The sequence below is a fragment of the Bradyrhizobium sp. INPA03-11B genome, assembly GCF_040446015.1.
GTDB classification, from domain to species: Bacteria; Pseudomonadota; Alphaproteobacteria; order Rhizobiales; family Xanthobacteraceae; genus Bradyrhizobium; species Bradyrhizobium macuxiense_A.
The window spans coordinates 1-14095 of record NZ_JASGSR010000165.1; the positions used below are offsets into that span (position 1 = coordinate 1).

13 protein-coding genes are annotated in these 14095 nt (G+C 62.0%); 11 read left to right on the forward strand and 2 right to left on the reverse strand.

The window, feature by feature from the left end; genetic code table 11:
* From QMZ05_RS37235 to QMZ05_RS37260, 6 genes are all read left to right on the forward strand, one after another.
* Window positions 1-484: alpha/beta fold hydrolase (locus tag QMZ05_RS37235; RefSeq protein WP_353705285.1), on the forward strand; the 484-nt coding region annotated here is incomplete at its 5' end.
* A gap of 11 nt (window positions 485-495) precedes the next feature.
* Window positions 496-1305, forward strand: coding sequence for a fumarylacetoacetate hydrolase family protein (locus QMZ05_RS37240; protein ID WP_353705286.1), 810 nt, complete (start codon window positions 496-498; stop codon window positions 1303-1305).
* A complete protein-coding gene (locus tag QMZ05_RS37245; protein WP_353705287.1) occupies window positions 1302-2171 on the forward strand; it encodes a fumarylacetoacetate hydrolase family protein in 870 nt (289 codons plus the stop codon). Before QMZ05_RS37240 ends, QMZ05_RS37245 begins: the two co-directional genes overlap by 4 nt.
* Entirely contained in the window at window positions 2168-2923 is a 756-nt protein-coding gene (locus tag QMZ05_RS37250) for an SDR family NAD(P)-dependent oxidoreductase (RefSeq protein ID WP_353705297.1), read from the forward strand. Before QMZ05_RS37245 ends, QMZ05_RS37250 begins: the two co-directional genes overlap by 4 nt.
* Window positions 2924-3204: 281 nt before the next feature.
* A complete protein-coding gene (locus QMZ05_RS37255) occupies window positions 3205-4314 on the forward strand; it encodes an alcohol dehydrogenase catalytic domain-containing protein (RefSeq protein ID WP_353705288.1) in 1110 nt (369 codons plus the stop codon).
* Between the two features lie 14 nt (window positions 4315-4328).
* Window positions 4329-4865 (forward strand): cupin domain-containing protein, encoded by a 537-nt coding sequence (locus QMZ05_RS37260; RefSeq protein WP_353705289.1) that lies wholly within the window; start codon window positions 4329-4331, stop codon window positions 4863-4865.
* Between the two features lie 337 nt (window positions 4866-5202).
* Here QMZ05_RS37260 and QMZ05_RS37265 read toward each other — a convergent pair whose 3' ends face one another.
* Both QMZ05_RS37265 and QMZ05_RS37270 read right to left on the reverse strand, forming a co-directional pair.
* On the reverse strand, window positions 5203-6573 hold the full coding sequence (locus tag QMZ05_RS37265) for a styrene monooxygenase/indole monooxygenase family protein (RefSeq protein ID WP_353705290.1): 1371 nt from the start codon (window positions 6571-6573) through the stop codon (window positions 5203-5205).
* Between the two features lie 105 nt (window positions 6574-6678).
* Window positions 6679-7902 carry an acyl-CoA dehydrogenase family protein gene (locus QMZ05_RS37270; RefSeq protein WP_353705291.1) on the reverse strand — a complete coding sequence of 408 codons (1224 nt, stop codon included), beginning with the start codon at window positions 7900-7902 and terminating at the stop codon, window positions 6679-6681.
* A gap of 515 nt (window positions 7903-8417) precedes the next feature.
* On the opposite strand from QMZ05_RS37270, the gene QMZ05_RS37275 reads away from it, so the two are divergent.
* From QMZ05_RS37275 to QMZ05_RS37295, 5 genes are all read left to right on the forward strand, one after another.
* A complete protein-coding gene (locus tag QMZ05_RS37275) occupies window positions 8418-9839 on the forward strand; it encodes an LLM class flavin-dependent oxidoreductase (RefSeq protein ID WP_353705292.1) in 1422 nt (473 codons plus the stop codon).
* A 6-nt stretch (window positions 9840-9845) separates the two neighbouring features.
* The gene (locus tag QMZ05_RS37280) at window positions 9846-10616 is read left to right on the forward strand and encodes an ABC transporter ATP-binding protein (protein WP_353705293.1); all 771 of its coding nucleotides are present in this window, start codon (window positions 9846-9848) and stop codon (window positions 10614-10616) included.
* 7 nt (window positions 10617-10623) lie between these two features.
* A complete protein-coding gene (locus QMZ05_RS37285) occupies window positions 10624-11505 on the forward strand; it encodes a branched-chain amino acid ABC transporter permease (RefSeq protein WP_353705294.1) in 882 nt (293 codons plus the stop codon).
* Between the two features lie 3 nt (window positions 11506-11508).
* Complete coding sequence (locus tag QMZ05_RS37290) at window positions 11509-12576, forward strand: branched-chain amino acid ABC transporter permease (protein ID WP_353705295.1); 1068 nt, start codon at window positions 11509-11511, stop codon at window positions 12574-12576.
* Between the two features lie 110 nt (window positions 12577-12686).
* Window positions 12687-14009, forward strand: coding sequence for an ABC transporter substrate-binding protein (locus QMZ05_RS37295; protein ID WP_353705296.1), 1323 nt, complete (start codon window positions 12687-12689; stop codon window positions 14007-14009).
* Window positions 14010-14095: the final 86 nt, after the last annotated feature.

Sequence of the window (14095 nt, forward strand, 5' to 3'; positions counted from 1 at the left end):
GGTCGAGAAGCTTGTCCTCAACACCGCCGGCGGCTGGACGGCGCATCCTCAGGTCATGGAACGGCTGAAAAAGCTGTCCAATGAGGCCGCTTCGGATCCCTCCTGGGAACGGATCAAGGCGCGTCTCGAATTCCTGATGTGCGACAAGAGCATGGTCTCCGACGATCTGATCGAGACCCGCCGGGCGATCTACGCGCAGCCGGGATTCGCCGACACGATGAAGCGGATCATGTGTCTGCAAGAGATGGAAATCCGCCGACCGAACATGATCACCGCCGACCAATACCGGTCGATCAAGGCGCCGACCATGGTCGTGTGGACCTCGCATGATCCGACCGCGACACCCGAGGAGGGCAAGCAGATCGCGGACATGATTCCGGGCTCGAAATTCGTGGTCATGAACCGCTGCGGCCACTGGCCCCAGTTCGAGGACGCGGAGCAGTTCAACCGGCTTCACATCGAATTCCTCCGGACCGGCAAATAAGGATCGTTCAGATGAGCCAGCAAACCAAGCACGGCGAACTCGCCGCCCAGATACGTGCCGCTTACGCGGGTACCCCGATCGCGCCCGTTCGGCCGCAATTGGCAGACCTCGACGTCGACGCGGCCTACGCCATCCAGCAAGAGAACACCGCTCACTGGGAGAAAGAGGGCCGGCGCGTGGTCGGGAGCAAGATCGGACTGACCTCCCGCGCCGTGCAGAAGCAGCTTGGCGTCGATCGCCCAGACTTCGGGGTCCTCTTCGCCGACATGATTGTGGGCGAAGATGAGCCGGTCGCTGCCGGGCGGGTGCTTCAGCCGAAGATCGAGGCCGAGGTAGCATTTCTACTCGATCGAGATGTCGAGGTCGAAACACCTACGGTGGCCGATGTCGTGCGGGCCGTGGCCTACGCGATGCCCGCGCTCGAGATCGTCGGCAGCCGTATCACAAATTGGGACATCGGGATCGTCGATACTGTCGCCGACAACGCATCATCGGGCCTCTTCGTCCTGGGAGGGCCAGTCCGGCAGTTGGATGGCTTGGACCTCCGTGCCCTCCAGATGCAGATGACCAGGAAAGATGAAGTCGTCTCGAAGGGGACCGGCGCCGCCTGCCTCGGCAATCCGCTCAACGCGATGGCCTGGCTCGCTGGCGAATTAGCCCGTCGCAAGCGGCCGCTGCGCGCCGGCGACGTCGTTCTCTCCGGCGCTCTCGGTCCGATGGTAGCGGTGAACCCCGGAGACGCGTTCGAGGCCAACATTGCCGGCCTGGGCACCGTCTCCGCGCGTCGCCTAGCCACTCGCCATAAGGGAACGACAACATGAAGCTCGTCCGATTTGGCAATCCCGGCGCCGAAAAGCCGGGGCTCGTCGACGATCAAGGCCGACTGCGCGATTTGTCGGATGTCGTCGCCGACATTACGCCCAACAACCTGTCGCGTTCAGCACTGGAAAAGATCAAAGCACTCTCCCCGTCGAAGCTGCCGCTTGTCGCCGGCGAGCCCCGACTGGGCGTGCCCATTGCGGTTGTCGGCAAGTTCATAGCGATCGGTCTCAACTACGCCGACCATGCGGCGGAGGCGAACCTGCCGCTGCCTTCGGAGCCGATCGTCTTCCAAAAGGCGATCACTTCGCTCAGCGGTCCGAACGACCCCGTCGTCACGCCGAAGGGATCGAAGAAGTCGGACTGGGAGGTCGAACTCGGCATCGTCATCGGCACACGAGTCTCCTACGTCGAGTGTGCCGACGCTCTGGCTCACGTCGCCGGCTATTGCGTCGTGAACGACGTCAGCGAGCGCGAGTACCAGCTGGAACGAGGCGGCACGTGGGACAAGGGGAAGGGCTGTGACAGCTTCGGGCCGGTCGGTCCGTGGTTGGTGACGACGGACGAGATCTCCGATCCGCAGGCGCTCGACCTCTGGCTCGACGTCAACGGACAGCGCATGCAGCAGGGCAACACGCGGACGATGATTTTTGGCTGCGCCGAGATCGTCAGCTACGTCAGCCGCTTCATGACGCTGCTGCCCGGCGACATCATTGCGACCGGAACGCCGCCCGGGGTAGGCATGGGAAAGAAGCCTGACCCGGTCTATCTGAAGCCGGGCGACGTCATGACGCTGGGCATCGAGGGGCTAGGTAGCCAGCGGCAGCAAGTCCGTGAATGGTCGGCGGCTCTGGAGCGCCAGCTATGACTGTCTTCAGCAGGAGGTTCGAGGGGCGGGCGGCCGTCGTGACCGGCGCCGCTTCCGGGATCGGTCGCGACGTGGCGCGTCGCCTGTCGGCGGAAGGGGCTCGCGTTTCGATGTGGGACTTGAACGCCGCCGCCCTCGACTCTGCGGCGGCCGAGGCGGGCGTTTCAGACACGCAAGCGATCGACATCGTGTCGGAAGATGCCGTCCACGCCGCGATGCGGCGGAGTGTGGACGCACTCGGCGGTCGGCTCGACATTCTGGTCGCCAGCGCAGGCATCACGGGACCGAACCGCGCCGTGAAGGACTACTCGGGTGAGGATTGGCGCAAGGTATTCGACGTCAACGTCAACGGCTCCTTCTACTGCAACCGCGCTGCCGTCCGGGCGATGATGGATGGGGGCGGCTACGGCCGCATCGTCAACGTCGCTTCCGTGGCGGGGAAGGAAGGCAATCCGAACGCGTCGGCCTATAGCGCCTCAAAGGCAGCTGTGATCGCGCTCACTAAGTCGCTCGGCAAAGAGACCGCCGCGACCGGCATCCGCGTCAACTGCATCACACCGGCGGCGATCAAGACGCCTCTGTTCGATCAGATGACGCCTCAGCACATCGAGTTCATGCTGTCGAAGATTCCACTCGGACGGTTCGGCACGACCGAGGAGGCTACTTCGCTCGTCTGCTGGCTCGCGAGCGAGGAGTGCTCGTTCAGCACCGGCGCGGTATTCGACCTCTCGGGCGGCCGCGCAACGTATTGAGCAACCTCTTGCATGTTCGCACCGCGAACAGTTGTCATGAAAGCGTTGTGACTGAGGATGGGCCCCTCGATAATCGGCCCAATCAAAAAAGCGCCGAAGAGCGCATGGAGGAAACCGATGATCATCAGCAAAACTGAAACCAGTTGACGAGGAACAGTCATCGGCTCCTCCGGTGACCAGCTCGAACATCCGCATCAACAAGCGACTCACGCGCGCCAAGCACTCCGGTTCGGCGTTGGGCGCCGCATTGCGTTTTTGCAACTGCTTCAAGGAGGAATTCCATGACCACTATGAAAGCCGCTCGCCTGCACCAGGTGGGCACCGCATTCTCGATCGATGAAATCGCCGTTCCGAAGCCACGCCCTAACGACGTCTTGATCAAAGTGAAGGCCTGCGGGATCATCCCGAATATGAAGAACGTCATGGCGCACTACGCGGAATGGTTTCCCTTCTTGCCGCTCCCGCCGTTGCCCGCAATCTACGGCTTGGATGCCTCCGGAGAGGTGGTCGAGGTCGGCAGCCAGGTCAAGTCGATCAAGAGCGGCGACCGGGTATACGTCAATCCCGGCACGTCCTGCGGGTCCTGCCACGCTTGCCGCTGCGGCCAGCCGATCAACTGCGACGCATACACTTTTCTCGGCTACTTCGGCTTCGGTCCGCGTTCGAGCCAGGTGTTCGTCGATTACCCGTACGCGGGCTTCGCGGAGTACATGACAGCGCCGGCGTCGTCGTTGGTGAAACTTCCCGCGTCCGTGTCGTATGACGCGGCCGCCCGCCTCGGATATCTCGGAACTGCGTATTCGGCTCTGCGGAAGGCGGGGGCTTGCGCTGGAACGAGCGTCATCGTTAGCGGCGCAACTGGAACCCTCGGATTAGGCGCCGTGATCCTCGCGCTGGGCATGGGTGTGACAAAGATCTTCGGCGTAGCACGCGACAAGAAGCTTCTCGAACGCTTGCGGGCGATTGCGCCGTCCCGGATTCACGTGATGTCGGCCGGCGACCGTCCGCTGGATGAGTGGGTACGCGAGCACACTGACGGCCTAGGAGCCGACATATTCATCGACGCCGTGGGACCTGGCGCGCCCAGTTCGACATCGCTGGCCGGTATCAACGCGCTGAGACGCGGGGGACGGATGGTCGACATAGGTGGGATGGCCGAGCCCCTCCCGTTGGAAATGTTCAGGCTCATGTGCTTCCAGATCAGCGTCATCGGCTCCTTGTGGTTCGATGTCGCCGAAGGGCAGGACATGGTCGAGATGGCCGCCGCAGGGACCTTGGATCTCTCCGTCTTCGAACACCAACGATATCCGCTGCGAGACATCTCCAAAGCACTCGAAGCGGTCGATCAAAGGGATGGTGGCTTCACCAACGTTGTGATCGTCCACGAATAGGCGGGAGATAAAAAATGGCACGTCTGATCGTTACTGCTCATCAGAACGGAAAGTCTTCCGTCGGACTAGACGAGTCGATTCCCGCGAAGCCGTTCGCATCAGTACCCGGCTTCGATCCCACACTGATCTGGGGCACGTTGGCGACTCCATCGGTGCCATGGGATGGGAGCAATGTCGCAGCCGGCGGAAGGACGGTGCTGCCGGACGCCGGGGAGACGAGGCTGATGAGGGTCACCTTTCCACCCGATTCTGTGATGATGGCGTCTGACTTCGACCCGGCCGCCGCGGGCGCTGAATACATGTCCCGGCTGCCAGGACTTGCGGAGCGGTTCGAGCCGGAAAGTCCGGGGATGCACACGACCGACACCGTAGACTACGGCATCCTAATGGAAGGCGAGATCACACTCGAACTCGACGATGGGAAGGCCATTGCGCTCAAGCCGGGCGACATCGTCGTGCAGAACGGTACGCGCCACGCTTGGCGGAACGGTGGAAGCCGTCCCGCAACACTGATTTTCGTTCTGATTGGAGCGCGCCGTCGGAATGCTTGAGGTGCCGAGTAGCGCCTGACCGTGAGGCGCGGCCGCTGGGGTTCCCAGCCGGACCTTCTAAGAAAGGTCCAGAACCGAAAATAGGCGGACGACCACGCCCGCCTGGTTTCTGCTGGCGGGCGCCTTCGAGAGCACCTATAGGCCGCAAACGCACCCAAACTCTTTGTCCATCCCCGTAAAACATTGAAATCGCGGCAAATGCGATCGCCCGCCGCGCGCGCCATAAACCCACAATATGGCCGCGCCAGCTTGGCGAAGAGGAAGCACGCCTGCGGAAAAGATCGCGCGATTCATCTGTCGCCAAGCACTCCGATGCATGCGAGGCAATGCAGTACGCTCATGTCGAGACAAGCGAACGCTCGCCGGCCTTAGCTTGCGCAAATTGCTTTGGGGCCTTGAATCTCGCCAGGACAGTCTCGGTCGTCTCGCCCGCTAGATCCGAAATGAACTTACCTATCTGTTCTCGAGTTTGGATCCCAAGCAGTGGCCGTGGCTCTGAGAGAAAATCGAAGAACGCGCTTCCAATCTTTGCGTTGACTGCGGCGGCTGGGAACAGTAGTTCGGCATGCGCAGCATATTTCTCGTCACCCAGGAACAGTCGGGTCACTTCCGTTGCGGCCCCGGCGCGATGGTCCCAGTGCGTATTGAATTGATCCCGCAGCCACTCGTACGTGATCTTGCCCTTGTGCTCCCTGAGCGCCCTTATCAGCAGTACGGATTGAACCACTGCATTTTGCGCTCCCTGACCGCCAATCGGATCAAAGGAAACCGCGGCATCGCCGATCGCGGCAACAGGGTGTCCATTTTTCGTGCGGGCAACAGCACGTCGAACGGTGGGCGTGACTGCGCCGAGGAACCAGGAGTGCGGATCCTCATGCAGAGGCTCGAGCTGCTCGACCAACGCCAGATCTTCCGGGAAGTATGCCGCAAATAGCTTTACCACGGCGTCGCGAGCGCTTTGGGTATCGGTCGCGGATTTGAACAAGTCGACCCACGGGCTGCCGGGCTTGGCGAAGCCGATGAAGGCCCGTGTGGCACCGAGATCCTTGTGCAGATATGGGCCGAAAAAGGTCTCGCCGAACTCGGCGTGGATGGTGAACCAGTTGTGCCTGGCGCCGTCCGAACTGCGATAGGCGAACTGATGATCGGCGCTATTCAGCCCCTTGAAGGTTGCGAGCAGCAGCTGCCGCTGCGGCTCCGCGTAGACAGTGCGATCGGGGTCAGCCGGGAACAGCAAGGACAAACCGCCTTTGCCCGTCGCAACCAGCGTGAGATCGACCTGCGCGGCAATTGCGTCCAGATCGTCCGGCGTGACCGTACGCACGACGAATTGGCCCCCTCGCGCCAAGAAACGACCCAGCCGATCGTCGGCACGCAACCGCGTATCGACCGCCTGAGCTCGATAGTTGAACGGGCGGTCGAACTCCACGACCGGCGTTCGGGTTTCTCCGCTGCCGGAGAAGATCCGAACGCTCATCCCGGTGCTGGTTCCGACATCGTAGAGGTTCTCAATAATCTCCGCATCGTATTCGAGGGATTTTCCGAAGTAGACGGCGGTCCCCGTCGGGGGCATATCGTCGCGCAACGATGCGCGGTCTCGATCGCTGTAGATGGTGACGTCAAATCCCGCGTTGACGAGGCCAAGCCCGGCTGTGGTCCCGGCGAGACCCGCTCCCACGATGGCGACTTTCCGTTTGGTGTTTGGCACGTGGCTCTCCCGAGGAAAGAATTGCTATGCTGAGAAGCGAGACCCGAGGTCGCGCGCGGCTCACGCACGCGTCTCAACGCGTAAAGTCGTAGAGAGCGTGATCTATTAGCCGATGTGTTGCCCAGCCCGACGGACGCCGGCACTCCAAGCATATGGCAGGTTCTCGCCATTCAATTCATGTGCACCGATGGCGCGAAGCTTGAAGATCGCGGGATTGTGGGAGGCGATGGTGCGCGCATTGCGCCAGTGCCGATCGATCGCGAGCTTCTCGGAACTGAGAGAGGCTCCGCCGACCTCGAAAAGTGCAGTCACAGCGTCGAGAACCAGCTTGATGACGACCACCTGTGCCTCGGCTGCCGCGAGCTCCGAGGCGTCGAGCTGCTGAGGGTCTTGGTGGCGACCGTCAAGAGTCCGCGCGAGCTCGTCGACCGCGGCGAGGACTGTCGCTCGTGCGCCGAATGCCGCGCTGAACAGCTGCCCGATGACCTGCTGCACAAGGGGATCATTCCGTGGCAGGTCAGCGACAGCGTGGGAAAAGGTGCGAGTTCGCGCCTTGATCCATTCGGTCGTATCGATGGCGGCGCGTTTTGCGATTCCTGCGAGGGTCGCGAGCAGGATCAACTGAACATGAGCGGTTCCGAAGATGCGGCCTTCCGTTCCATAGCCCGGGCCGACAATGCGGTCCGGAAGGACCGTTACATCCTTGAATTCGGCCGTGCCGCTCGCTGTTAGTCTCTGCCCGAAGCCATCCCAGTCGTCATGAACGTCGACGCCAGGTTGGCTGGTGTCGACAAGAACTGTAACTCGCTTGCCATCGTGATCGGCCGCCACGATTAGATGATCTGCATAGAGGGTGCCAGTCGTATAATACTTTGTGCCATTGAGCCGCAGCGCGGTTCCCTCCGACGTCACGGCGGTCCGGTAGCGATCGACCGCGCCAACGCTGGGTTCAGTCACTGCGACGCCGAACAGCGCGCCGTTGGCGATGGTTTTGAGCCACCGCGCCTTGACCGTCTCATCCTTGTTCAGCCGCAAGTCCTCGACCAGGTTGAAGTGAGCCCTCAAGGCCTGGGGCAGGTTGGAATCGGCGACCGCAAGCCCGATGAGGAGGTCGAAGGTCTGACGGGGCGTTGCGCCGAGACCGCCAAACTCGAGCGGTACACGGAGGGCGCCGAAGCCTGCCTCCTTCAGTAGTTGGATTTCGTCGAACGGGAGCGTGCGGCTCCGTTCGCGCGCCACCGCACCTGCCGCGATCTTCTCGAAGATTGGAGCGAATCGCGTTTGCAGTTCGTCATCGCTTTTGGTGGGACTCGCAACGTGAATGGTCATGGTGCCGCTTCCGTTCGTCTTGAGATCAATGCTGTGGCCTCGAAGCATAGTCGGCTCTCCGCTGAGGGCCAGACTGTATTTCCGCAGGATCGAAGACGAACGTTCGGAGCGGCGTGTCGTACGAAGAAAATTTCTGCCGCGCATCATGCTGTCTGAATGGGTAGTGGCATCACGCAAATCTCCGTTGAAGAGCAGCCGGGATGAACGCGAGGAGAGTCAATTCGAAAGGAGTGTTCTCCGAAACGAGCCTGGATGCGGCGGATCGTATCGAGAGTCGATCGTATCGAAGCGAGTTGTTGTCGTGATGTTCGTCGAGCGCGCTGCATGACGGCGTTCGTTGATAATAAATACGAGCGCGACGAGAGAAAGTTTCTCGCCTCGCAAAGAGCCGTAGCGAAAGATGCGCATCGAAAAACGCCGATAAACGCGATGGACCATCGATCGCCCGTTGTGGCGAGATGGCTGCGACGAGGATGCAGGAACGTCGCAATATGCGATGCAACGGAGAGACGTGAATGGCGCGACAGATTCGGTTCAATGCGTTCGACATGAATTGTGTCGGCCATCAGTCCCCGGGTGTCTGGGCACACCCGCGGGATCGCTCCTACAAGTACAAAGACCTAGACTACTGGCAGGATCTCGGGCGAACACTCGAGCGCGGGATATTCGACGGCATCTTCATCGCCGACGTCATCGGCTACTATGACGTTTACAAGAACTCGCCGTTCCATGCGCTCGAGCAGGCGGCGCAAATCCCGGTCAACGATCCCTTGCAGCTGGTGGCGCCGATCGCGCTCGCAACCGAGCATCTCGGCATCGGCATCACCGCATCGACGTCATTCGAGCATCCCTACACGTTCGCCCGCAGGCTCTCCACTGCTGATCACCACAGCAAGGGGCGCGTCGGCTGGAACATCGTCACATCGTATCTGGAGAGTGGGGCGAAGAATATTGGGCAGGGTGGGCTGCGCCGCCACGACAATCGGTACGAAGTGGCGACCGAGTATGTCGAGGTCCTCTACAAGCTGCTCGAAGGAAGTTGGGAGGAGGACGCCGTCCTACGCGACGCCGGGAAGCGGATATTCACCGATCCGTCGAAGGTTCACGAGGTAGGACACAAAGGTAAATACTTCGACGTGCCGGGCTATCATCTTTGCGAGCCGTCGCCGCAGCGGACGCCGGTCCTCTACCAGGCGGGCGCGTCGGGACCCGGCAAGGCCTTCGCGTCCCAGCATGCCGAATGCGTCTTTGTCGCCGCTCCGATCAAACAGGTCCTGAAATCCTATGTAGCCGAGGTGCGGCGGCAGGCGGCCGAAGCTGGCCGCGATCCGCGCAAAGTCCTCACCTACAACCTGGTCACGGTGATTGTCGACGAAACCGACGCCAAGGCGGAGGCGAAATTCAGGGAGTATCAGCAATACGCTTCCTATGACGGCGCGCTGGTGTTCATGTCCGGCTGGAGCGGTATCGATTTCGGGCAGTATGCGCCGACCGATCTGGTCAAGAAAGTCGAGACCAACGCGATCGTATCCGTCGTCGATCATCTCGCCAGCGGCAGCAAGTCATGGACCATCGAGGAACTGGCGCGCTGGGGCGGCATTGGTGGCCTCGGTCCGGTGTTCGTCGGCTCGCCGCCGACGATTGCCGACATCCTGCAGGACTGGGTGGAGGAGACCGACGTCGACGGCTTCAACCTCGCCTATGCGGTGACGCCGGAGACCTTCGAGGACGTCGTCAACTTGCTGGTGCCGGAGCTGCAGAAGCGCGGCGTCTATCTGACAGGCTACCGTCCGGGTACGCTGCGCGAGAAGCTGTTCGGCGACGGGCCTTATCTGCCATCGAACCATCCGGCCGCGGCCTATCGCGACATCGAAGCGGTCAAGCGCCGTGCCGCCCAGGTGGCCGGCGCGGCCGGGCGACAGCCGGTCGAGGCCTGAGGCGCGATGTCCGGACCGATTCTGCTGCTGCGCGACGTATCCCTGTCGTTTAAGGGCATCAAGGCGCTCAACGCGCTGAGCTTCGAGGTCGCGCGTGGCGAGATCTGCGCGCTGATCGGTCCGAACGGGGCCGGGAAAAGCTCGCTGCTCAACATCATCAACGGGGTGTATCGGGCCGACAGCGGCAGCGTCACGTTCAATGGCGAACAGTTCATCCGGGTTCGCCCGGCGAATGCTGCGCATCTGGGCGTGGGTCGGACTTTCCAGCATAACGCGCTGTTCCGTCATCTCAGCGTTCTCGACAATGTGCTGGCCGGACTGATCCGACATTCCCGAACGACGCTCCTCGAGCACGCCTTCGGAGCAGGCCGGGATCGGCGCGAGACCCGCGAATTCAGCCGCCGGGCGGACGAGATCATCGCGTTTCTGGACCTCACGAGGCATCGCGACACGGTGGTGACGACGCTTCCCTATGGCGTTCAGAAACGGGTCGATCTCGCGCGCGCACTGGTCGGCCGCCCGAGCCTGCTGCTGCTGGACGAGCCGATGGCCGGAATGAACCAGGACGAGAAGCACGAGATGAGCCGCTTGATCCTGGAGACCAATGCGAGCCTCGGAACCACCATCGTGCTCATCGAGCACGACATGAGCGTCGTGATGGGGCTCTCGCATCACGTGGTCGTGCTCGACTATGGCCGCAAGGTCGGCGACGGCTCTCCAGAGGAGGTGCGCAGGAATCCGGATGTGATCGCCGCCTATCTCGGCACGGCACATTGAGGTCCAGATGAGCTTCTTCATAGAGACACTTGTCGGCGGCCTGCTCGCGGGCGTCATGTACTCGCTGGTTGCAATCGGATTCGTGCTGGTCTTCAAGGCCTCCGGGGTTTTCAACTTCGCGCAGGGGTCGATGGTGCTGTGTGCGGCACTCACCTTCGTGACGCTGCGCGACAAGGGAATTGACTTCTGGCTGGCCGCGCCGATCACGCTGGCGGTCATGGTGCTGATCGCGATCGCCGTCGAGCGCGTCGTCTTGCGGCCGCTGGTTAATCGCCCGCAGATCACCCTGTTCATGGCGACGCTCGGAGTGTCCTTCGTGATCGAGGGCCTCGCACAGATCGTGATGGGCGCGAGCGTGCATGAGCTCGATCTCGGCATCGTCGATACGCCGATCGAGATCGGCGGGGTTCAGGTCAGCCAGTTCGACCTCGTCGCAGCAGGCACCGCCGGGATTCTCGTGGTCGCGCTCTCGATCTTCTTCAACAAGACCCGCGTCGGGATCGCGCTGCGAGCGATCGCCGATGATCCGCAGGCTGCACTCTCGATCGGGATCCGGTTGCAAACCCTGTGGCAGATCGTTTGGGGTGTCGCCGGCTTCGTGTCGCTGGTTGCGGGTCTGCTGTGGGGCGCACGCCAAGGGGTTCAGTTCGCGCTTACGCTCGTGGTGCTGAAGGCGCTGCCGGTGCTCATCATCGGCGGGTTTACCTCGATCACGGGCGCGATCGTCGGCGGCCTGATCGTCGGTGCGGGCGACAGCCTGGCGGAAATCTATCTCGGAAGCCTGTTGGGCGGCAGTGTCTCGACCTGGTTTTCCTATGTGCTGGCGGTCGCCTTTCTCCTGGTCCGGCCGGCTGGCCTGTTCGGCGAAGCGCCGATCGAAAGGATTTGACGCATGTCGACGATCGGCACGGAAGCCATCGAAGGGTTCAACCCGTCGCGCGAGACCGCGCAGGGCACACGCGATCGGCTGCGTGCCAGATCGGTCGGGGTGCTGCTCGCCGCGCTCGCCGGCATTCCGCTGGTAGCAAACGACTACTGGCTCAATGCCGTCCTGATCCCATTTCTGATCATGTCACTCACGGCGCTGGGGCTGAACCTGCTGATGGGCTATGCGGGACAGGCCTCGCTCGGCAGTGGCGGGTTCATGTCGGTCGGCGCGTATGCGACCTACAATCTGCTGCTGCGGCTGCCGGAGCTGCCGCTGCCGGTCAACCTGCTGCTCGGGGGCATCATTTCCGGGCTTGTGGGGGTCGTCGCGGGGCTGCCGAGCCTGCGGATCAAGGGCTTCTACCTCGTCGCATCGACTCTGGCGACTCAGTTCCTGCTGGAATGGCTGTTCAATCAATATGGCTGGTTCTCGAATTACTCGACCTCGAGCTCGATCTCGGCGCCGCGGCTCGCGATCTTCGGCCATGATCTCTCGAACCCGACCGGTCGCTATCTCCTGACCCTCGCCACCGTCGTGGTGGTGACGGTCGTCGCGACACGGCTGGTTCGCAGCCAGACCGGCCGGACCTGGATGGCGATCCGCGACATGGACACCGCGGCTTCGGTGATCGGCATTCCCGTATCCGCCGGAAAGCTGAAGGCGTTCTTCGTGAGCTCGCTGGTGATCGGAATTGCGGGCGCGCTCTGGGCCTTTGCCTATCTTGGCACCGTCGATGCACGCAGCTTCAACCTGGATCGTTCGTTCCAGATCATGTTCGCGATCATCATCGGCGGCATGGGCAGCATCCGTGGCAATTTTCTCGGCGCCGCCTTCATGATCTTCCTGCCGATCCTGCTCGATCATCTCGGGAGCGGGGTGTTCGGTGGTGCGGTCGATCCGGGACAGCTCGAGAACTTTCAGAAGGCGCTGTTCGGTGCGTTGATCGTCTGGTTCCTGATCAAGGAGCCGCGGGGCCTTGCCGCATTGCTGTCGCGAGCGTGGACGCAGCTGGTCTCGCGGATCAACCGTTAGCAAACGACGAAACGTGTCGGGCGTGGGTGTGAGCCGCGCGCACGATCGAACGAGAATTCTGCAGTCAAATGGAGGGTAAGCAGATGTCTTTGTGGAAACAGAAGCGGATCATGAGCAAGGCAGTCGGACTGGCGGCGCTCGCTTTGTCGGCCGCCGTCGGTACCAGTGCCTCGGCAGAGGAGGCAAAAACGCAATACTTCCCGCTCGCGACTTTCCGGGTCGGGGCCTATGCGTCGAGTGGCATCCCGGTCTGGGCCGGTGAGATCGACTATTTCCGTTACATCAACGAGGTGGAAGGCGGAATCAACGGAATCCAGCTCGTCTGGGACGAGTGCGAGACCAATTGGGAAGTCGAGAAGGGCGTCGAATGCTATGAACGGGTGAAGGCTGGCAAGAACGGATCGCCAGTTCCGATCTTCCTGCCGCACGGCGATCCGATATCGAAGGCGCTGACCGAGAAATCGGTGGCCGACAAGATTCCGCTGGTCACGATCGCGTATGGCCGGACGGAGGCTATCGACGGGCGCGTCTTCCCCTACAGTTTCCCCGTCGTCTTCAGCTTCTGGAGCGAAGCCTCGTCGGCGGTCAATTTCATCGCGGAGAAGCTCGGCGGCAAGGACAAGCTGAAGGGTCTCAAGATCGCGACCGTCTATCACGATTCACCTTACGGCAAGGAAACCCAGGTCCCGCTTGCCCATCTTGCCAAGACCTACGGCTTCGAGGACATCCAGATTCCGGTGCCGCACCCTGGCAATGAGCAGTCGGCGCAATGGGCCAAGATTCGCCAGCTCAAGCCCGACTGGGTGTTCTTGCGCGGCTGGGGCGTCATGACGCCGGTCGCAATCAAGACCGCCGCCAAAGTGGGCTTCCCGGTGGATCATATCATCGGCGGCATCTGGTCAGGCTCCGAGGAAGACGTCCGTCCTGCCGGCGCGGTCGGCAAGGGCTATCTGGCGATTACGCCATTCCCTGCGGGTGCCAATTTCGAGATCCATCAGAAGCTCAAGAAGTACATCCTCGACAAGGGGCTGAGCGATCTCAAGGATCCCAAGAGCTTTGGTTCGGTCTACTACAATTCCGGCGTCGACGAGGCGATCGTCGCGGTCGAGGCGATCCGGACCGCGCAGGCACATTTCGGCGTGCGGCCGATCAATGGCGAGGAGGCGCAGTGGGGTCTCGAGCATCTCGACCTCTCCGAGAAGCGTCTCGCGGAAATCGGCGCCACAGGCCTGCAGCAGCCGCTGAAGCTTTCGGCCAAGGACCACGAGGGCGGAGGTGCCGGCAAGGTGCTGCAGTGGGACGGCGAGAAGTGGAACGTGGTGTCGAACGGCTGGGTGAAGTCCGATCGGGACCTGTTGCTGCCGCTGATCTACGAGCGTGCCGCCGCCTATGCCCGGGAAAAGGGCATCACGCCGCGCGACGCGACCAACTGACGTCGCCTGAGGGATCGCCATGACCGCGTCTCAATTTCTCGACGTCGACAACATCGAGGTCCTCTACGGTCAGGCGATCCTGGCCC